20 protein-coding genes, 1 tRNA gene and 1 pseudogene are annotated in these 20,143 nt (G+C 53.2%); 14 read left to right on the top strand and 8 right to left on the bottom strand.

From position 1 onward, the window contains the following. Positions 1-407: 407 nt before the first annotated feature. On the top strand, positions 408-1,535 hold the full coding sequence (locus CSQ89_RS14530) for a hypothetical protein (RefSeq protein ID WP_099406851.1): 1,128 nt from the start codon (positions 408-410) through the stop codon (positions 1,533-1,535). An 83-nt stretch (positions 1,536-1,618) separates the two neighbouring features. Here CSQ89_RS14530 and nudB read toward each other — a convergent pair whose 3' ends face one another. Together nudB and CSQ89_RS14520 are read right to left on the bottom strand one after the other, a co-directional pair. Then, positions 1,619-2,101: a dihydroneopterin triphosphate diphosphatase gene (gene nudB / locus CSQ89_RS14525; RefSeq protein ID WP_099406850.1), complete on the bottom strand. Its 483-nt coding sequence runs from the start codon at positions 2,099-2,101 to the stop codon at positions 1,619-1,621. A 145-nt stretch (positions 2,102-2,246) separates the two neighbouring features. Continuing rightward, positions 2,247-3,005 carry a sulfite exporter TauE/SafE family protein gene (locus tag CSQ89_RS14520; RefSeq protein ID WP_099406849.1) on the bottom strand — a complete coding sequence of 253 codons (759 nt, stop codon included), beginning with the start codon at positions 3,003-3,005 and terminating at the stop codon, positions 2,247-2,249. Positions 3,006-3,395: 390 nt separating this feature from the next. Here CSQ89_RS14520 and CSQ89_RS14515 point away from each other — a divergent pair, with 390 nt between their 5' ends. Then, positions 3,396-4,856 carry a porin gene (locus CSQ89_RS14515; protein ID WP_158229002.1) on the top strand — a complete coding sequence of 487 codons (1,461 nt, stop codon included), beginning with the start codon at positions 3,396-3,398 and terminating at the stop codon, positions 4,854-4,856. Between the two features lie 253 nt (positions 4,857-5,109). Here the strand turns inward: CSQ89_RS14515 and CSQ89_RS14510 are convergent, their stop codons facing one another. Then, positions 5,110-5,544, bottom strand: a complete 435-nt coding sequence (locus CSQ89_RS14510) for a DUF2147 domain-containing protein (RefSeq protein ID WP_099406847.1) — start codon at positions 5,542-5,544, stop codon at positions 5,110-5,112. Positions 5,545-5,825: 281 nt separating this feature from the next. Here CSQ89_RS14510 and CSQ89_RS14505 point away from each other — a divergent pair, with 281 nt between their 5' ends. The 3 genes from CSQ89_RS14505 (at position 5,826) to aspS (ending at position 8,683) form a co-directional block, all read left to right on the top strand. Further along, entirely contained in the window at positions 5,826-6,122 is a 297-nt protein-coding gene (locus CSQ89_RS14505) for an FmdB family zinc ribbon protein (protein ID WP_099406846.1), read from the top strand. Positions 6,123-6,156: 34 nt separating this feature from the next. Then, on the top strand, positions 6,157-6,798 hold the full coding sequence (locus tag CSQ89_RS14500) for a DUF502 domain-containing protein (protein WP_099406845.1): 642 nt from the start codon (positions 6,157-6,159) through the stop codon (positions 6,796-6,798). A 94-nt stretch (positions 6,799-6,892) separates the two neighbouring features. Beyond that, the gene (aspS, locus tag CSQ89_RS14495) at positions 6,893-8,683 is read left to right on the top strand and encodes an aspartate--tRNA ligase (protein WP_099406844.1); all 1,791 of its coding nucleotides are present in this window, start codon (positions 6,893-6,895) and stop codon (positions 8,681-8,683) included. 80 nt (positions 8,684-8,763) lie between these two features. On the opposite strand, the gene hslO is transcribed toward aspS, so the two are convergent. The 4 genes from hslO to orn are packed head-to-tail and all read right to left on the bottom strand — an operon-like array spanning position 8,764 to position 11,341. After that, entirely contained in the window at positions 8,764-9,642 is an 879-nt protein-coding gene (gene hslO / locus CSQ89_RS14490; protein WP_099406843.1) for an Hsp33 family molecular chaperone HslO, read from the bottom strand. A gap of 51 nt (positions 9,643-9,693) precedes the next feature. Then, positions 9,694-10,284 carry an MFS transporter gene (locus CSQ89_RS14485; RefSeq protein WP_099406842.1) on the bottom strand — a complete coding sequence of 197 codons (591 nt, stop codon included), beginning with the start codon at positions 10,282-10,284 and terminating at the stop codon, positions 9,694-9,696. Next, positions 10,281-10,781, bottom strand: coding sequence for a CinA family protein (locus CSQ89_RS14480; RefSeq protein WP_099406853.1), 501 nt, complete (start codon positions 10,779-10,781; stop codon positions 10,281-10,283). The genes CSQ89_RS14485 and CSQ89_RS14480 overlap by 4 nt, the downstream gene beginning before the upstream one ends. Positions 10,782-10,795: 14 nt before the next feature. Continuing rightward, entirely contained in the window at positions 10,796-11,341 is a 546-nt protein-coding gene (gene orn, locus CSQ89_RS14475) for an oligoribonuclease (RefSeq protein ID WP_099406841.1), read from the bottom strand. A 170-nt stretch (positions 11,342-11,511) separates the two neighbouring features. Between orn and CSQ89_RS14470 the strand changes: the two genes are divergently transcribed. The 8 genes from CSQ89_RS14470 to CSQ89_RS14435 all read left to right on the top strand — a co-directional run bounded on the left by CSQ89_RS14470 (position 11,512) and on the right by CSQ89_RS14435 (position 19,084). Further along, complete coding sequence (locus tag CSQ89_RS14470; RefSeq protein WP_099406840.1) at positions 11,512-12,756, top strand: M48 family metallopeptidase; 1,245 nt, start codon at positions 11,512-11,514, stop codon at positions 12,754-12,756. 16 nt (positions 12,757-12,772) lie between these two features. Continuing rightward, positions 12,773-13,084 (top strand): 4a-hydroxytetrahydrobiopterin dehydratase, encoded by a 312-nt coding sequence (locus CSQ89_RS14465; protein ID WP_099406839.1) that lies wholly within the window; start codon positions 12,773-12,775, stop codon positions 13,082-13,084. Continuing rightward, positions 13,084-13,950: a ribosome small subunit-dependent GTPase A gene (rsgA, locus tag CSQ89_RS14460; protein ID WP_099406838.1), complete on the top strand. Its 867-nt coding sequence runs from the start codon at positions 13,084-13,086 to the stop codon at positions 13,948-13,950. Before CSQ89_RS14465 ends, rsgA begins: the two co-directional genes overlap by 1 nt. A gap of 117 nt (positions 13,951-14,067) precedes the next feature. Beyond that, on the top strand, positions 14,068-14,280 hold the full coding sequence (rpsU, locus tag CSQ89_RS14455) for a 30S ribosomal protein S21 (protein WP_072427461.1): 213 nt from the start codon (positions 14,068-14,070) through the stop codon (positions 14,278-14,280). Between the two features lie 159 nt (positions 14,281-14,439). Next, complete coding sequence (locus tag CSQ89_RS14450; protein WP_099406837.1) at positions 14,440-14,880, top strand: GatB/YqeY domain-containing protein; 441 nt, start codon at positions 14,440-14,442, stop codon at positions 14,878-14,880. A 59-nt stretch (positions 14,881-14,939) separates the two neighbouring features. Next, a complete protein-coding gene (gene dnaG, locus CSQ89_RS14445) occupies positions 14,940-16,868 on the top strand; it encodes a DNA primase (RefSeq protein WP_099406836.1) in 1,929 nt (642 codons plus the stop codon). A 202-nt stretch (positions 16,869-17,070) separates the two neighbouring features. Beyond that, positions 17,071-18,999, top strand: a complete 1,929-nt coding sequence (gene rpoD / locus CSQ89_RS14440) for an RNA polymerase sigma factor RpoD (RefSeq protein ID WP_099406852.1) — start codon at positions 17,071-17,073, stop codon at positions 18,997-18,999. 8 nt (positions 19,000-19,007) lie between these two features. Next, positions 19,008-19,084, top strand: a tRNA-Ile gene (locus tag CSQ89_RS14435). 29 nt (positions 19,085-19,113) lie between these two features. Here CSQ89_RS14435 and CSQ89_RS23705 read toward each other — a convergent pair. Beyond that, a pseudogene (locus tag CSQ89_RS23705) lies at positions 19,114-19,619 on the bottom strand (site-specific integrase). Positions 19,620-19,865: 246 nt separating this feature from the next. Between CSQ89_RS23705 and CSQ89_RS14425 the strand changes: the two are divergent. Further along, positions 19,866-20,036 carry a hypothetical protein gene (locus tag CSQ89_RS14425; protein ID WP_233203173.1) on the top strand — a complete coding sequence of 57 codons (171 nt, stop codon included), beginning with the start codon at positions 19,866-19,868 and terminating at the stop codon, positions 20,034-20,036. Positions 20,037-20,143 lie beyond the last annotated feature (107 nt).

Below are 20,143 nucleotides of genomic sequence, written 5' to 3'. Positions count from 1 at the left end.
ACCTACCATCGCCGACAAGCCCGTTGCTGTCGCCGCGCCAAACGTGCTCAGCAAATAGTCGGTGTACAAATCGAGTTCTTTGTTCTTCATGGCGACAGGTTAGCGTATGCACTGCGTAACATCAGTATTTAAGTGATTATATGCAGATTAAATAATATTAATCTTAATTTCCACAGCTTGTTGCATTCTGAATGACAAATTGTCGATATATTAAATATCCTCTTGCGTTTTTCACTGACATTATTTCGATGTCTTAAAAATAGAATAAGATCATCCCGTCGTTGTAAATGGAACTGATAAAGAGATATCTTTTTTAATCACAGTCTGTGGATTGTAAGAATAGTTGCGGACGCTGCTTTTCGCTTATGGTTTTTATTTGTAATGTGAATATGGCGATATTCAATTAATTGCAGATTTTTAATAAAAAAGATGTGAAGGCTATTCTAAAAATTCAATCAACAGAAAGTGCGCGACCTATGCTCTATGCGAACCAGTATTATGAAGTGGGCGCCCATGCCAATAATATCGGATCAAGTATGCCGTATTATCGTGGAAAAATTCCCTTTGCCCTTTATCTCAAGCTCCAAAATACCTTTCCCCAGGCTGTAGGTGAGACAGATATTGATTGGCTGAGGCGGACCAGACAGCACCCCATGCTGGCCCAACAGATGTTTGGTACGCTGGAGTTCAAGACGGAGCTGATGCAAGCTGTTCAACGCCGCCTGATGGCGCAGGCCATGGCCCGCCGTGTCGGACAGACACAACGTGGCCCTGCACTGGTTGGTATCCGAACTAAATCGTCGTCCAACGCCAAGCGTACCTTTGCCGACCGATATGTAGATGAATTCATGGTAAAGAGCGGCAATAGCCTCGACTACAAATACAAGCAGGCGGCGTATGACATGTTGCTTGAACAATTCGATGCGGCCACCCCCGTAAATGGCAGTATTTTCTGGAATGGCATCAATGAGCTTGCCCTGGCCAAATTAGTCGATCAATGGAATAGGGAGTTTGGACGGGAAATATTTGGCCAGTTGGAAGCTACTACGGCTGCGCGTTATGTCAATAAGCAATTTGAATGGGACCCCGGAACATTCCCGCAATATTTTGTTGATGTATCAGACCGTCTGGGGCATGCCGCCCGTGGCCATGTAACGTCGGTTGTACGATGTGGTTTGCGTTTCGACTCTGTTTTCACGCAGACGGAATTACCACGCATGCTGAAGTCGATGAGTGATCAAATACAGAAAGACCAGACGCCCTCGATTACCGATATCACCATTGTGGTAATAGAACCCAAGACACAAACAGAACAGCGCGTTAAGTCGTTTACCAATAATGAGATTACGCAGATTCCAATTGTTCGTCCGCTCCCTGGGCGGCGTATTAATAGCCCGGATGATTGCACGGTCGATACCTATCTCGACATCAACACTTCCGTCAAGGCGTATTGGACGTTACGCGGTATTCAGTTTCCCAGCCTGGCGGCTACGGAGATCATGGGCGACTTCTCGCAACTGATTACCTGGCCTTGACCGCCAGTGGGCGAAAGAAGGTGGGCGACACCGAACGGTGACGGGGCAAAAGCGCACATGGGTCGTATGGCGTTAGCGAGAGTTTACGCTGAGCCTTGCGTCGAAAAGTCAGCCCCGAATTTCTCCGCCATCTCGGGTACCAGTCGCAGCGCCTCGGCATTGGAGGGGGAAAAGACGGCTTCGGCTGCGACGGTGGCGTCACGCCATTGCCAGTGGGTGTGTTCGCGCGGGGAGAGGGTGGGTTCAAAGCGTTCGCGCACCAGCAGGCCAAACACGTGCTCGGTGTTTTGAGTAACCCCCGGGGCATAGCGGTGTCGCCATACTTCGAAAATCTCGTATTCGTTGCAGATACCCCAGTCTTGCAATTCAAACTGGCTGGCATCGATGCCCAGCTCTTCACGCAACTCGCGCACCGCGGTTTCGCGAGGTTTTTCATCGGCTTCCAGGCTGCCGGTGACCGACTGCCAGGCATGCTGCACATCTGTCCGTTCGATGATCAGGGTCTCCAGTTGCGGCGTGTAAACCACCACGAGAACCGATTCGGGGCGCTTATAAGAAGCATTCATGACGATTTGTTCCTGGCTGGCCGGTAATTGGAGAGCAAAGCAGTACTTTGCCCCAGAAGGTTACCGGGGATCTATCTATCAACTTGTCGGCCTGCATTGCAGAACACGGTATCTGGCGTAACGAACTGCACTATTTTAGCGAAGTCTAGTGCAGAGTATCCCAAGCTAGCTTGGCGATGAGCAGGCTGACCAAGACAATGAACAGCTTTCGGATAAGGCTGGTGCCGCCCCGCATGGCCAGCCGGGTACCAAAGAGCGCCCCGGTGATATTGGCGATGGCCATAGGGATGGCGTATTGGTAGAGCACATGCCCGCTAGGGATAAAAAAGGCCAATGCAGCGAGGTTGGTGGCGATGTTGACGACTTTCGCAGCACTCGAGGCCCGAAGGAAGTCAAAACCAAAGAACCGGATAAACAAAAAGATGAGGAAACTACCAGTACCGGGCCCAAACAGCCCATCATAAAAGCCGATTGCACCACCAATGGCCAATGCAACGATCAGCTCACGCCGGCCGATATGGCTTGGGCGATGCAGTGCGCCAAAATCCTTCTTCCTAAGCGTATAGCCCAGCATGAAGATCAGCAGCGCCAGCACAAGGGGCCGCATCCATTCCTTGGGGATGATGCTGACCGCCATGGCCCCGATGAATGAGAAGACAAAGGCGGTAATGGCAGCCGGCAGGACCAGCTTCCAGGCAATATCAATGTGACGCGAATAACGCCAGGCGGCGGTGCCCGTGCCAAAAACCGAAGCAAACTTGTTGGTGCCGAACAAAGTGGCGGGTGTGTGCTGAGGCAAGGTGGCGAATAGGCCGGGCACCTGCACCAAGCCCCCACCGCCAACAGCAGCGTCGATTAATCCGGCAGAGAAGGCAATCAAGACCAGGGTGAATACATCGAGCATGGTGAGAACGTCGTGCTAGGGGGGTTAGGCGGGCGCTGAACAACCGTGGTTTGAGACGGCTGGTGGAGGGGGCGAACCCTGCCTTGCAGGTATGTTCAATGAGAAGGGGTGGCCTGACTTCCAGCCCTAGTCTGCAGTGCATACCCTGACGAAACCGCAGGATGGTAGGGCGAAGATTCTATCAGAGGCGCTGGGAATGTCTTCCTGGGGGCAGCGATAATAAGCGTACCGAGGTGTTGGGTCCTCTGTTGCAGTAATGGCAAGTCGCTGCGGTATTTGCGCTGTAATGGTTGCATTTCGCAATTGGGTTTGGCAGTTGGCGTATGCAATGCCTAAGGTGTCTTTGGTGCCGCATGGTGCTGTGCACCGATGACAAAGGCTAAAAAACAGATGCGTACAATGACCGGTGTGGGTGCCGCTGCTGCACTGTTGACAGGCATGACTGCCGTAGCTGACGTAAATATCCAGGGTGAATTGAAGATAGGTATGGCCAGCTTGGATATGGAGGGGAAGACCGGCCGCAAGCTAGTGCTCGACACCGCCAATTCGTATCTGTCGTTTAATGGGGATGAAGCCCTACCTTCGGGCATGAAGGCATTCTTTGATATCAGTACCCGTATGTGCCTGGATGGCAGCCAAACAGTGGCAAACGACTGCCGGGTTTATGACCGAACCACCCATGCCTGGCGGGAACACAACGGTTTTGCCAGCCGGGCAGGCTGGGTAGGACTGCGAGGACAGTTTGGTGACATCAGGCTGGGGCGCGGTAAGACGCCCTTCGATGAAGTTGTTGATCGTTATGACCCTTCCACCGGCATTGGTACCGGCATGACAGCCTGGGTGGAGCGCGTATTCCCTGGCGTTGTGCCTTTTGATGCAGCCAGTGCGGCGCCTATTATCGCGGGTTTTGGTCAGCAGATTTATGCTGCCACCTTTGCACAGGCGACGGCAGCGGGGGCACCGAACGCTGCTGCTGTGGCGCTGGCTACCCAAGCGTCGACTACTGCCACCCAAACCCTGACTGGCGCTGTGCAGCAAAGGATTGTGCCGGCGCTTGTTGCCCAGTTCCCTACGTTTCCTACCATTGGACGTTATACAGAGCCGGAAGGAACGTTCAACAATGCGATTCGCTATGACTATGGCAAGGTGGATGGCCCGCACTTCGTTGCCATGTATGCCGTAGGAGAGAACAAAACGGCCACCACCCCTGAAACCAGGCGGCTATCACTGAACGCAGGTTATTCGACAGGCCCAAGCGCGCGCGGCCAATTTCGCATTGATGCGGTGTTCGATCAGCAAAAAAACGTGTTGACGCATCCGGTTGCGGATCAGGTTCTCGCAGGCCTAGTGGCAGCCCAAACGGCAGCAACGCCCCTGTTGGCGGGGGCGCTGTTGCAAGCCGGTATTCCGGCTGCGCTGGCTAACGCTGTGGCAGGTAACGTGATGGGGGCGGTCATAACGTCAGCCGCAAGCAGTTATAGCGTGAAGTCGGAAAATACGTCCCAGCATTTCATGGTTGCCAGTTCCTACGTTTTCCCCATTGGCCGTGTCGGACTGGCGGTGGACCGGATCGCGTTGAGTCAGACGGGGCTGGCGGAAATCCGGCGCACCAATTGGTCGCTGAATTGGGAGCTGGGGTGGAAGAACCTTGGTGGCTATATGGGTTACCGCCGCTTGGGTGCCAGCAATATGGGCGGTGTACATCTACACGATCATGAGCGCAAAATCGGCGCTGGTATTGAGCGTTATTTTTCCAAGCGGACCAAGCTCATTGCTGAGTACAACAATAATAAGATTGAGGGCGGCAAAGTGGTGCACACGATTCTTGGCGGTATTGTCCACAAGTTCTAGCGCTGGTTTGAACCTGTCTCAAGGTCTCGCGGGCAAAACAAGATATGGCGGGAACAGCCGATGAAGCGGCGTTTACAAATGGTAAATGAGCATTGCGAGGGTGCTTTCAACGCCATATTGCCGACGCGCAGCAGACTTTAGACAAGCTCTTAGGCATGTCTTTGTTGTGCCCTTGCCGCCACGAGTAGGTTTCGCTACCTGGCGGTAGTGGCACAACCGTTCATTTTGCAGCGTGGCGGCTTTTTATTGTCCCTTATTGGTCACGCAGCCAAGTCTGAGTACGCCCAAATAGCGAAATACCTAAGAAGCCACGCACCTTCAGTTGCTGCCCCTGCTCCGCCAGGCGCATCTTTACGCTGTAGATATCCCCACTGCTGGGGTCGAGAATTTCGCCACCAGTCCATTCATCGCCGTTTTTTCGTACACCCCAGATAATCTCCAATCCCAGCAACGGCTTGTTTTGTTTGTCTCCCTTACATGCCGTGCAATTGGTTTCCTTGGACTCGAACAGTTTGGTCAGCTTACCGTGCAATTCGCCATTTTCTTCCCAGATTTGGATGACGGCTTCGACCTTTTTTGTTTTGTCACTGATGTTTTTCCAGGAACCGACTGGGCTGTTGACATCAGCCAATACGGGGCCTGTGTCCAATAGCAGCAGCCCGAAGGCCAAGATGGCGTGTAAGCGCATGATGTTATCTCCTTATTGGCAAAATGCGCGCAAGCCTACGGGACTGTAATCCTGTGCGTCAAACCACCGTAGGGCTTCCCTTTTCTGACGGCTGCCTTACCCTGCAGTACACCGTTCGCGACAACCTGTTTGAATCGGCTAAGGTGTGTTGGGCCGTGCCCAGATGGATGCCTGCATCTGGGTAAGCAAAAGCCTGCCGATCGACACCGCACCGCTGGCTCCCGCTGCGTTATAATGCCCGGCTTTGATTGGACTTTTCCTGATTCTGGAGAGAGACGGCAATGCCGATCTATGATTTTCAATGTAATGAATGCGGCCATCGTGCTGATGTACTGCGTAAAATTGCTGACGCGTCCGTCACGACTTGCCCTGTGTGCAAGAAAGAAAGCTTTGCCAAGCAGGTTTCTGCGGCCGGTTTTCAACTTAAGGGGTCTGGCTGGTATGCAACCGACTTCAAGGGTGGTGGCGCCAAGGCGACGGGCGATGCTGTGGCAAGCAGTACGCCTGCTGCCGAGCCAGCGGCAGCACCCGCTACCGCTCCAGCGTGTGGTTCAGGCAACTGTGGTCATTCGCACTAATCTGAATTGAATCCTGAAAATTGAAAGCCATCGCATGAAGCGTTATTTTGTCACCGGCCTGTTGATCTGGGTGCCGCTAGGCATCACCCTCTGGGTGGTCAGCACGCTCGTGGGCGCAATGGATGGCATTCTACTTTTATTGCCCGAGGGAAGCCGCCCTCGAGATATCCTTGGTGTGAATATCCCAGGCATCGGTGTGATCTGCGTGGTGCTGATTGTGCTCTCCACCGGCTTTCTGACAGCCAATATCCTAGGTCAGCGCATGGTGAAGTTCTGGGAAGACATCCTGGCGCGCATCCCGGTGGTGAAGTCCATTTACGGTTCTGTCAAGCAAGTGTCCGATACGGTGCTATCCGACTCCGGTAATGCTTTTCGCAAAGCCTTGCTGGTGCGCTTTCCGCACAATAATGCCTGGACCGTGGCTTTCTTGACCGGTACGCCGGCAGATGAAATCGTTTTGCAACTCGATGGCGAACATCTCTCGGTCTATGTGCCGACCACACCCAATCCGACATCGGGTTACTTCATTGTGGTGAAAAAATCCGAAACCATCGAACTCGATATGAGCGTGGATGAGGCGTTGAAATACGTGATCTCGATGGGCGTGGTTTCGCCCACCCCCAGGTTGCCCGCGCTGCTGCGCCCGGACCCTGTCAATCCAAATCTACCGGGCTAAGCAGACTCACTCGCTTAGCCCGTTAAATCCCTATTTGTCTACATTCTGGCTTATCTCCGCCCCGTTAGGGCGAACCCCATATATTGGAACTGGTATGCGTACTGATTACTGTGGCTTGATCGACAAGCGATTTCTTTCCCAAACCGTTACCGTCAAAGGTTGGGCGCATCGCCGCCGCGACCATGGCGGTGTGATTTTCATCGACCTGCGTGACCGTGAGGGTTTGGTGCAGGTGGTGATTGACCCAGATACGCCAGAAGCCTTTGCATTGGCTGATACGATTCGCTCTGAGTTTGTCATTGAAGTGACCGGCATCGTGCGTGAGCGCCCGGCCGGCACCGCTAACGCCAACCTGATCTCTGGCGAGATCGAAATTCTGGCCAAGCAGTTGGTGATTCTGAACGCTGCCAACACGCCGCCGTTCCAGATTGATGACGAAAACCTGAGCGAGATGGTTCGCTTGCAGCATCGCGTCATCGATCTGCGTCGCCCGGCCATGCAGAAGAACCTGCGTCTGCGCTACAAAGTGGCGCTGCTGGTGCGTAACTTCCTCGATAGCCGCGGCTTTATCGACGTGGAAACACCGATGTTGACCCGCTCGACCCCGGAAGGCGCGCGTGATTACTTGGTGCCCAGCCGTGTGCATGACGGCCAGTTCTTCGCGTTGCCGCAGTCGCCCCAGCTATTCAAACAGCTTTTGATGGTGGCCGGGTTCGATCGTTATTACCAGATCACCAAGTGTTTCCGCGATGAAGATTTGCGTGCCGACCGCCAGCCTGAATTCACCCAGATCGATATCGAGACCTCGTTCCTCTCTGAGGACGAGATCATGGATATCACCGAGGAAATGGCTGTCCATGTATTCAAGGAAGCCATCGGCGTTGACCTGGGCAAGTTCCCACGTATGCAGTACGACGATGCCATGTTCTACTATGGCTCGGACAAGCCTGATATGCGCGTGGACCTCAAGTTCACTGAGCTGACCGAAGTCATGAAGGACGTGGCTTTCAAAGTGTTTGCCGGTGCCGCCAATATGGAAGGGGGCCGTGTGGTTGGCTTGCGCGTGCCCGGTGGTGCAGCGTTTACCCGTTCCGAGATCGATGCCTGGACCCAGTTCGTCGGCATTTACGGTGCGCGTGGCTTGGCTTACATCAAGGTCAACGACGTAACCCAGCCAAACGAAACCGGTTTACAGTCTCCGATCGTCAAGAACCTGTCCGAAACCGCCTTGAAAGCCACGCTGGAACTGACCGGCGCGCAAAATGGCGACATCATCTTCTTTGGTGCCGACAAGGCCAAGATTGTGAACGAGGCGATTGGCGCGCTGCGGATCAAGATCGGCCACGAGAAGGGCGAAGCTGGTGGATTCTTTACCCGCGGCTGGAAACCGCTGTGGGTGGTTGACTTCCCCATGTTCGAGTACGACGAGGAAAGCAAGCGTTATACCGCCTGCCATCATCCGTTTACTTCTCCGAAGGCTGAGCATATCGATCTGCTCAAGACCGACCCGGGCAAGTGCAAGGCGCGCGCCTACGATATGGTGCTCAATGGTTGGGAAATGGGAGGCGGTTCAATCCGTATCCACCGTGCTGACATGCAGTCGACCGTTTTTGAAGCGTTGAACATTGGCCCAGAGGAAGCCCAGAACAAGTTCGGCTTCCTGCTGGAAAACTTGGCTTATGGCGCGCCTCCGCATGGTGGTTTGGCTTTTGGTCTGGACCGGCTGGTTACGCTGATGGCGGGTGCCGAGTCGATCCGCGATGTGATTGCCTTCCCGAAGACTCAGCGTGCCCAGTGCCTGCTGACCCAGGCGCCGAACGCGGTGGACGAGAAGCAACTGCGCGAGCTGCATATCAAGCTGCGCAATACACCGCAAGTCGCCTAATCGCCTGCTTACTGGCGGGCGGTAGACGGCAAAAAGGGACGCTTCGGCGTCCCTTTTTAATTGCTCCGATGCAATCCAATCTATTGGCGGGTAAGGGGGGCTGCACTGGGTAATTCGCTGCTGAAAAGTTGAGCAATATCCACGGCATCGAAGCTGTAGTGTTGGTTACAGAAGTCGCAATCGACTTCCACGCTGCCGCGCTCAGCCAGTACGGATTCCGCTTCTTCACGACCCACCATCTTGAGCATGCTGCCTACCCGCTCACGCGAGCAGCGGCAACCAAAGCGGGGGTGCTCTTCCGCCATGACCCGTACACTTTCCTGGTGGAACAGGCGGTAGAGTAACTCCTGTGGCGGGAGGGAACTCAACTCATGTGGGGTAATGGTCTCTGCCAGGGCGGTCAGGTGTTGCCAGGCATTCGGGTCACCATGGCCGGCGGGTAGTTTTTGCAGCATCATGCCAGCCGCTACACCATTTTCGCTGCTGAGCCATAACCGGGTATCGAGCTGTTCAGAGCTTTGCATGTAGTGCTCGATAATGGCGGCAACGCTGTTGCCTGATAAGCCGACTACGCCTTGGTAGGTTTGGCCGCCATCTGTAGGGTCGAGTGTAATCACGAAGCGGCCCTCGCCAAGCAATTCTACAAGGGATACATTGGGCAGTTCACCTGCTTCCTCATCCCAGCGTGCGGTTGCGCGCATGGTCAGGTCGGATTCGCATTCGATCACTACCAGTTTGAGCCGGCCTTTGCCATGCAGTTGCATGATCAATGACCCCTCGAATTTCAGCATGGCGGTCATCAGGGCGGAGGCGGCCATCAATTCGTTGATCAGCTTTTGGATAACCTGCGGATATTCCCGCCGCTTGAGCACTTCGCTGGTTGTGGCGCTCAGTCGCACCACTTCGCCACGCACGGGCGCTGTATCAAATAGGAAACGTTGCAGGGTGTCTTGGCTCATGTCGGTCTTTCAGATCATCTGGGGGCAGACGCCACATTTCAGTCTGGTCGGTCAATTCTTGGTTTGTTTGATCGGGGCGAGTTCCATGGTTTGCAAGCTCATGGGTAACGACGAGCCCACGTCGAATTCACAGCCAACTTCGACACCGATACGGGCGACATCGGCCGCGCTGAATACGGGGTTGTCGTAGACAGCCCGCATGGCTCCAATCGCGAAGTCACGGCCAGAGCCTATAGCCCAATAATGGCGGTATTCATATACCTCTCGCATAGAAAACACGCCGTAGATGCCGTGTGCATTTGCGATCAACGCCGTGATCTGGCTGGACTCATAAGGGTCGTCCTCTTCTTCTTCCGGCTTGAGAAAGAAGTCTTCCTTCAGCTTTGGGTGAAGCTTGCGGAAGGCGTCGAAAATACTCGCGCGGTTGGTGAAGTCTAGGGCGCGAGTCTTGGCGAGGATAGACTGCAGTACCAAATCATGCGCTGCCGAACCGCACAAGCCGAAAAGGCTGTCGTGCGAGGCGAAAATCTTTTCGGGTTGCGCATCGTGCAGATGGCCCAGGCGGGTGTCGCCAAAGGTGGATTGCGTGTCTGCCGCGATAGCGACCAGATTGTCCTTACGGACAACAACGATGGTGGTCATGAGTCGACTTTGTTCAGATACTGGATGAGGCCCCGCAGGGCATGTTCTATGGTTTGTTCGCGTACCTGGGTGCGATCACCGGCAAAATGGCGGGTTTCACTTTCCAGCTGACGGCCGAATGCCCAGGCAAAGCAGACGGTGCCCACAGGTTTCTCGGCCGTTCCGCCGCTTGGTCCGGCAATGCCCGAAACGGCGACGGCGATATCCGCTTTTGCAGACTGTAGCGCGCCAAACGCCATGGCTTGCGCGACTTCCTCGCTGACAGCACCAAATTTGGCCAATGCAGCTTCTGGCACACCCAGCAATCTGCATTTGGCTTCGTTTGAATAGGTGACAAACGCCATATCGAACCAACCCGATGAGCCGGGAATTTCGGTGATCGCATTGGCAATACCACCCCCGGTACAGCTTTCACCTGCGGTAACGTGCAGGTGGCGGACAGCCAGCATCCGCCCCAGCTGTTCTGCCAACCCGATGATTGTGTGGGGTAAGCTCATTGTCGTGGCTGGCATCAGGCTTTGAGGAAGTGCTCGCGGTAGTACTTCAGTTCATTGATTGAATCGTATACATCGGCCAGCGCTTCGTGCCGACCGGATTTTTTCAAACCCTTGGCAACTTCCGGTTTCCAACGTTTGCAGAGTTCTTTCAGCGTGCTGACATCCAGGTTCCGATAGTGAAACCACGCTTCTAATTCCGGCATCCAGCGTGCCATGAAGCGGCGATCATGATGAATGGTGTTGCCGCACATGGGGCTGGCGCCTTTTGGCACATGGGCTTCAAGAAAAACCAGCATTTGGGCGACGACGGCTGCTTCGTCCTGTGTAGACGCCTTGACCTTGGCGGTGAGGCCAGATTTGCCGTGGGTATTCTTATTCCAGTCATCCATGCCATCGAGCACGCTATCGGGTTGATGCACCACCAACACGGGGCCTTCAGCGATGGTGTTGAGTTCGCTATCGGTAATGACTACGGCAAGCTCGATGATTCGATCGGTATCAGGGTTCAGGCCTGTCATTTCCATGTCCAGCCAGATCAGATGATTCGCGTCTTGAGCCATTTTCGGCACTTTCTTGGATTCAATGGTTGATTACGTGAGCGGTGGGGTCGTGAGGCAAACTGCCACCATTACGCGCCAAGCATGCAACACAGAGGGGCATGAGCGTCGATGACTCGCGTAGAATGGGCGTATTGTCTCACAGGGCTAAGAGCCACTACATTACTGCGCATATGTCTGCTCACGATTTCAGCTTTGTTTTTCTCATTTTTCTGGTTTTTTCCACCGGCCTACAGCTCTGGCTCAAAACCCGACATCTTCGCCATGTGTTGGCGCATCGTGCTGTGGTGCCCACCGATTTCGCCAACGACATCGAATTGGCAGCCCATCAAAAGGCGGCGGATTACACGGCAGCCAAGGTGCAGCTGGCGCGCTGGGCGATTTGCTGGGAGGCGATGGTCTTGTTGGCATTTACGCTGGGCGGTGGCCTGGGTTGGCTGGATGCCATCGCCCATAGTCTGGCCGGCCGCGGTATCTGGGCCGGCTTGTTGCTGATTGGGGGGATGACGGCGATCAGCAGTTTCCTCTCCATGCCGTTTTCGCTCTACTCCACGTTCGTGCTGGAAGAGCAGTTTGGCTTCAATAAAGTCACACCTAAGCTCTTCGTGCTTGATCTGATCAAATCCACCTTGCTTGGCGCTGCACTGGGCTTGCCACTGGTCGCACTGGTGCTTTGGCTGATGAATGTGGCGGGCACCTTGTGGTGGTTGTACGCATGGGCCGCCTGGGTTGGTTTTGGCTTGTTCCTGATGGCGGTGTACCCAACCTTTATTGCGCCCCTCTTCAATAAATTCATACCGCTTGCCGACGCCAGCCTTAAGGACAGGATAGATAATCTATTGACCAAGTGCGGGTTCCAGAGCAATGGGGTGTTTGTCATGGATGGCAGCAAGCGTTCCAGCCATGGCAATGCCTATTTCACTGGCTTTGGCAAAACCAAGCGCATCGTGTTTTTCGATACTTTGGTGGAGCGCCTCACACCGCTGGAAGTCGAAGCCGTGCTGGCACATGAATTGGGCCACTATAAGCGTCGGCATATCATCAAGCGTATGGTGGTGATGTATGGGCTGGGTTTGCTGACGCTGGCCCTGCTGGGGTACTTGAAGGACGCCAATTGGTTTTATGCGGGTTTGGGCGTGGCAGTACCATCTACGGCCGCTGCATTGACGTTGTTCTTCCTCGCGCTACCCGTGTTCACCTTCCCGTTTGGCTGGCTTTCCAGCCGCGGTTCACGCAAGCATGAGTACGAGGCAGATGAGTATGCTGCTTCGGTCAGCAGCGCAGACGCCTTGATTTCCGGTTTGGTGAAGCTCTATCGGGACAACGCCAGCACATTGACGCCCGATCCACTTCACTCCCTGTTTTATGATTCCCATCCGCCTGCTGCATTGCGTATTGCCGCACTGCGCCGAGCATGATTGAAAGGTTAAATCGATGTCACTTGTGCAAGAACATTGTCCAGCTAAAGTTGCGCAACTTAGTGCTGCTGAGGTGCAAGTGTTACTGGCTGAAGTAAAAGACTGGTCTGTAACCAACGGCAAGTTGGTTAAAACGTTTCGTTTTTCCAACTACTACGAGACACTGGCGTTTGTGAATGCTTCTGCGTATGTTTCGCACCGCGAAGATCATCACCCTGAACTCCACGTCTGCTACAACAGTTGCGAAGTGGCCTATGACACGCATTCGGTCAAGGGGCTCAGTCGTAACGACTTTGTGTGCGCCGCCAAATTGGATGCATTGGTTTAATGAGGGAAGTCGCGCGCATTATTGAGTCACACGGTAAGTCCTTTATTGTGGAGTTGGCCGAAGGCAGACGTTATATCGCTACGACGCGGAAGAAAAAAACCGATTACGCCGTGGGTGATCAAGTTGAAGTAGGCATTTTGAATGAGAAACAAGCGGTAATAGAGAAGGCGTTGCCGCGCAGCAGCTTGCTGTACCGTTCGGATGAGTGGCGTGAAAAGCTTATAGCCGCCAACGTCACGCAAATCGTGGTGGTACTCGCGGCGGTGCCAAGTTTTTACGAGGAATTGCTTAGCCGGTGTCTGGTTGCCGCGGAAGATGCGGATATTCGCGTCCTGATTTTGCTCAATAAAGCCGATTTACCCGAAACAGCGGCAGTCCGCCCGATTTTGGCGCCTTATTGTGCGTTGGGGTACCCGATGTTGGAGTTATCGGCACAGGAGGATGTGTCCCCCTTGTGGGCTTATCTGGTTGATCAGACTTCTGTATTTGTTGGCCAGAGCGGCATGGGTAAGTCCACGCTCGTTAATGCGCTGTTGCCTGAAGTGAAAGCGCGCACCAATGAGATATCCGTCGCACTTGATTCCGGCAAGCATACTACGACGCATGCCACACTTTATCGGCTGCCACATGGGGGTGAGCTAATTGATTCCCCTGGCCTGCAAGAGTTTGGCATGCGCCATTTGCCGGCCGATAGACTGGTGCCACTGTTCCCAGAGTTTCGTCCCTATATCGGTCAGTGTCGTTTCCATAATTGCCGGCATGACCGAGAGCCAAATTGCGCGCTGATCGCCGCGTTGGAGCGTGGAGAGATTTTGCCGCAGCGATTGAACTTGCTACGCAAATTACGTGCCGAGTGCGGTGCTTAATAGGACGTATGGCAGATTTCTTTTGCAAAACAGTCTTTTATTTCCTTTTTGGCACTGGTAAAATTCAAATCCGAGTTTTTTATTAACCCTTTCAGTTAGAAAGTAGGACTGATTTTCATGCCAAATGTACGCGTCAAGGAAAACGAGCCGTTTGAGGTAGCCATGCGCCGCTTCAAGCGTGCGGTGGAAAAAACAGGTCTTCTCACCGAACTGCGCGCTCGCGAGTTCTACGAAAAGCCAACCACCGAACGCAAGCGTAAGCTCGCTGCTGCTGTGAAGCGCCATTACAAGCGCATTCGCAGCCAGATGCTGCCAAAGAAGTACTACTAAGCAGCGTTTTCCGCGTACCGTAATGCGTGCGGTTTGGCGCAGTTACGTGTGGTTGCAGTATCGCCCCCTTGAGATTTTGTAGCAGGGGTGCAAAACTCATTGGAGCCGCCAGAAATCTGGTGGCTCTAATGTTTTAACCCACCACAATCGAGTCCTATCATGAGCCTGAAGCAACGCATTACCGATGATATGAAGACCGCCATGCGTGAGAAGAATGTGGCCCGTCTGGGCACCATCCGCCTTTTGCTGGCTGCGATGAAACAGCGTGAAGTGGATGAGCGTATTGAGTTGTCGGATGATCAGATCGTGGCGATTATCGACAAGATGCAGAAGCAGCGGCGTGACTCGATCAGCCAGTATGAAGCGGCGGCCCGGCAAGATTTGGCCGATATTGAAAAGGCTGAAATGTTGGTGCTTGATGGCTATATGCCGCAACAGGCCGATGAGGCGGAGATTGCCGCAATCCTGGACACGGCTTTGGCAACGCATGGCGCAACCGTGGCTGCCATGGGCAAAATCATGGCTGAGATTAAGCCTAAGTTGGCAGGGCGTGCCGACATGAGCAAAATATCCACTTTGGTTAAGGCGCGCATTCAGTAAGCATTGGATAAGCTAGACGCGCTACGCGTTTTGCTGCTTTTGCCTCAGCGCTTGTGACCATGGCCCGTATTCCAGAAGACTTTATTCAAGACTTGCTCAACCGCCTCGACATTGTAGAGGTGGTGGAGCGCTATCTGCCGCTTAAAAAAACGGGCCAAAACTATTCTGCGTGCTGCCCTTTTCATAAGGAGAAGTCCCCATCCTTTACCGTGAGCGCTACCAAACAGTTTTATCACTGCTTTGGTTGCGGCGTGCATGGCTCAGCCATTGGCTTTGTCATGGAATACGAAGGGTTGGGATTTCAGGATACCGTTGAGAAACTGGCTGAATCTGTAAGCATGCAGGTACCAAAAGCCGAGGGGCATATTGACGACGCGCCTCGCCGCCAGCAGCAAAGTGGCTTGGTGGATCTGAATACGCGGGCCATGCACTACTACCGTGATCAGCTTAAGCACAGTACGCGAGCAGTCGACTACCTTAAGCAGCGCGGCCTCAGCGGCCAAATTGCCGCCCGGTTTGGGTTGGGATATGCCCCCGATGGCTGGCACCCATTGGCCGAATGCTTTAGTGATTACGCCACTAATTTGCAACTGAACGAAGTCGGCCTTGTTATTGATCATGGCGAGTCTGGCCGACGTTACGATCGATTTCGTGACCGAATACTATTTCCGATCTTGAATGGCAAGAGCCAAGTCATTGGTTTTGGAGGTCGTATTGTTGATCGGGGAGAGCCAAAGTATTTGAACTCCCCAGAAACGCCCTTGTTTCAAAAAGGACTGGAGTTGTATGGATTGCCCCAGGCCCGCCCGGCGATCCGCGCCAAAAACCGAGTGTTGGTTGTGGAGGGCTATATGGATGTCGTGGCCTTGGCGCAGCTTGGTGTTGAGTATTCAGTGGCGACATTGGGTACGGCTTGTACGCCCGAGCATGTGAAAAAACTGCTGCGTTTGGCGGATCAAGTGGTGTTCAGTTTCGATGGTGATCGGGCAGGGCGCAAGGCTGCATGGCGAGCGCTGGAAAATTGCTTGGCGCAGGCGAGCGACGGCAAAACCTTGTCCTTTTTGTTTTTGCCGGCAGAGCACGACCCGGATAGCTATATACGTGAGTTTGGCCAGGCAGCTTTTGAAGCGCTGATTGATCAGGAAGCAATTGGACTCGCGGGTTTTCTTTGCCGTGAGCTGGCGTCGCAGGTGGATTTGCAAACCGAAGAGGGAAAAGCCAAATTTCTCTTTTTGGCCAAACCGTTGGTAGAGCAGATCAAGGCGCCAGCATTGGGCATGCTGTTACGAAAGAAGCTGGCGGAAATGGCGGGCCTGGATGCTGTTGAAGTTGCCCAGCTATTAGGCGGCATCTCACCGATGGCGGCGCATCCGCCAGTTGTTACTGCTTGGCAAAGAGAGGGTAAGCCGTGGCAAGAGGGAGCGAGTAACGACCGGGTGGGGGCTGGTGCGTGGAATGCTAGACCCGGCGCCTGGAAGGACGGCGGAGGCAAGAGCAGGCGAGGTTGGCGTCAAGACGCTTTGAGGGATGAAAACCCGACATCCTTCGTTGAGGAGCGTCATAGCAATGATTTGGGATTTGAGCTCTTGCAATTGCTGGTTACTGCCCCAAAGTATGCGTTGGAGTTGCCGCAGAATGAATTGCCGGAGAGTGAGATTACCCCTTCCATGAAAGCTATTTTGCGGTTGGTGGATTTTGTGGGTGAGCAAACGCATGTTCCTGCGATTGGTCACTTGCTTGAGGCATTGCGCGATAGCCCCAGTTACAGCTTGTTGGCGCGTGCATTTGCTAAAAGTCGCGATGTATATCGTGATGGTGATGAAGCGATTCTTGCCCAGACTTGGCAAGAGACTTTAGCACGTTATCTTTTGTTGATGGAAAAACCCAGAGCCGCGCGGCGCCAGGCGGAACTCGCGGCCAAGGGTTTGTCCAATCTTAGTGCCGACGAGCGAACCGAGTACAGTCGTTTAGTAATGCTTGGACGCTAGCAGCCATTTGAGCAAATCTGTGGGCGGCTGGCTAAGTGGGCAGCAGTGTTTTTAGCTAGGTCTTTGAAACTATTTGCAAAAAGCCACGTCTGCCCTTGCCAAAGCAAGGGCAGATCAAGTTTGGAGTAACGAATTCATCCTTTTGGATGCAATTCGTGCTATCATTTTCCGTTTCACCGTATTAGATTCGAGATTACCCCACATGGCGGCAAATCAAGACCTCGACAAGTCAGAAGGTAAGCGGGACGCAGAACCGCGTCTCGATAGCGAAGCACGTAAGGCGCGCTTTAAGAACTTGATCGTGCTCGGCAAGGAGCGTGGCTTTCTGACCTATGCGGAGATCAACGATCATCTGCCGGAAGATATGCTGGACGCCGAGCAGATCGAAGGCGTGATCAGCATGATCACGAATATGGGCATCCAGGTATACGACGAGGCGCCTGATGCCGAATCTCTGTTGATGTCTGATGCCACACCTGCTGCGGTTGCGGACGATGATGTGGCTGAAGAGGCAGAAGCCGCACTCTCCACGGTGGATTCGGAGTTTGGCCGTACGACTGATCCTGTGCGTATGTATATGCGCGAAATGGGTACGGTAGAGTTGTTGACCCGTGAAGGCGAAATAGAAATCGCTAAGCGGATCGAAGATGGTCTCAAGCACATGGTGCAAGCCATTTCTGCGTGCCCAACGACGGTTGCCGGTATTATCGGCATGGTTGATCGCGCTCTGGCTGATGAAATTCGCATTGACGAGGTCGTGGATGACTTTATTGATCCGAATGCAATCGAAGAAGAAGCGTTGCCTGCACCTGATTTGCCCGATACGGATTCCGACGAAGAGGCGCTTGAGGGTGATGATGAAGGTGAAGATGATGACGGTAGCGCTGCCGCTGCCGCTAACCTTGAAGAACTGAAGAATAAAGCCCGTGAACACTTTGAGGTCATTCGCGTCCTGTTTGACAAAATGCTCAAAGCATTGGAAAAGCATGGTCCTCACAGTAAGCAATATCTGGCATTGCAAGAACAGGTATCCGCAGAGTTTCTGAAAATTCGTTTTTCTGCGCGCCAAGTAGAAAATCTATGTGACAGTGTGCGTAACATGGTTGATGAGATTCGCGGCTATGAACGTGAAATCATGGATATTTGCGTTCACAAAGTGAAGATGCCTCGCGAGCATTTCATCAAGACTTTCCCAGGTAATGAAGACAACCTTGACTGGGTGAAAGATGAAATTGCTTCGGGTAAGCCATACGCCGCTATTCTGGAACGTTACCAGCACGCTGTGATGGAAAAGCAGTCCAAGCTGACAGAGCTTCAAACCCGAGCCATGTTGCCGATCAAGGATCTGAAAGAGATCAACCGGCAGATGTCCACGGGTGAAGCCAAGGCTCGTCGTGCTAAGCGTGAGATGATTGAGGCTAACTTGCGCTTGGTAATCTCAATCGCAAAGAAATACACTAACCGTGGCTTGCAGTTCCTTGATCTTATCCAAGAAGGCAATATTGGGTTGATGAAGGCGGTAGATAAATTTGAATACCGCCGTGGTTATAAGTTTTCGACTTACGCCACTTGGTGGATTCGGCAGGCGATTACCCGCTCTATTGCTGATCAGGCACGTACGATCCGTATCCCGGTTCATATGATCGAAACGATCAACAAAATGAATCGTATTTCGCGTCAGATTTTGCAGGAGACGGGTTTAGAGCCTGATCCAGCAACATTGGCTGAGCGGATGGATATGCCAGAGGATAAGATTCGTAAGATCCTTAAGATTGCCAAAGAGCCGATCTCAATGGAAACGCCGATCGGGGACGACGACGATTCACATTTAGGCGACTTTATTGAGGATCAGAACAATCTCGCACCAGTGGATGCTGCCGTTTATGCCAGTTTGCGTGATGCGACCCGTGATGTGCTTGACACATTGACGCCGCGCGAAGCCAAAGTATTGCGTATGCGTTTTGGTATTGAAATGAATACTGATCACACGCTGGAAGAAGTCGGCAAGCAGTTTGATGTAACGCGTGAGCGGATACGTCAGATTGAAGCCAAAGCGCTGCGAAAGCTGCGCCATCCAACCCGCTCTGAGCGGCTGAAGAGTTTCCTCGACAGCTTGGCTAGCGAGGGTTAACCCCTTTCGGGCCTGTAGCTCAGTTGGTTAGAGCAGAGGACTCATAATCCTTTGGTCCACGGTTCAAGTCCGTGCGGGCCCACCAAAAAAAGCAGTAGAATCAACGGGTTAGTGTTAAGGCACTAACCCGTTTTTTTTGTCATCTTCGATGGTATGACTAAATGTTGCCATGATGATGTCAATTTGCCGGCTATGTTTCTGTAAATGGTCTGGCGCAAGGTGAGCATATCTGCGTACCATTTCCACGGACTCCCACCCTCCAAGCTCTTGGAGTTCAGCAAGTCCTACCCCAGAATGAATCAGCCAACTTGCCCATGTATGGCGTAAATCATGAAACCGGAAATTCTCTATTCCGGCAGCTAGACATGCTTTATCAAAGGCTTTGGTGCTTAAGCTACCTAAGGGCTTATCTTGGTTGGTGAATACAAACTCAGCATGTTTGCCGGCTTGAGTGGCTATAGCATCTAGCGCAGTCTGGTTTAGGGGTACGCCAATTGCTTTTCTGCTTTGGCCTCATCGGGATGAATCCAAGCGACTTTTCTTGTGATATCTATCTGATCCCAGCGTAACCAGTAGATATTTGATTTACGTAAACCAGTGGCAAGTGCAAACGTAACAATTGGAACAGGTAATCCGGTAAATGGGCTATCAGCCTTTGCGATTCAGCGGGGGTTATCCACAGGATTCGGCGTTTAGCTTCATGGTAGAGCGTAATGTGAGGAGCTTTCTCAATCCAGCGCCATGACCGTTCTGCTTTGCGCAGGATTGCCCGGAGCAGGGCAAGGTAGCGGTTTTTGGTGGCGTTCTTTCCCAAAGGAACTGCCTTATTAGCTGATGTTACGCAGTGCATACGATAACCTGTCGCCATGAAGAACAAAGAACTCGATTTGTACACCGATTATTTGCTGAGCACGTTTGGCGCGGCGACAGCAACGGGCTTGTCGGCGATGGTAGGTGGTGCAATGAGCCACGACCAGGTGACGCGTTTTTTGTCCAAGAACGATTACACCTCCAAGGTGAACCGCCCCGGGTTTTGAGGAGGCTTCTTGATCATAGAGAATAGTGCCATGAAGAAGACGACCCCCTTTTCCCCGGAAGTTCGCGAACGTGCGGTGCGTATGGTGCAGGAACATCGTGCCGATTA

The sequence above is a fragment of the Chitinimonas sp. BJB300 genome, assembly GCF_002735695.1.
Taxonomy (GTDB): Bacteria; Pseudomonadota; Gammaproteobacteria; order Burkholderiales; family Chitinimonadaceae; genus Chitinimonas.
The sequence above is the reverse complement of the archived record's forward strand: the minus strand, read 5'-3'. Positions and strand labels throughout refer to the sequence as shown.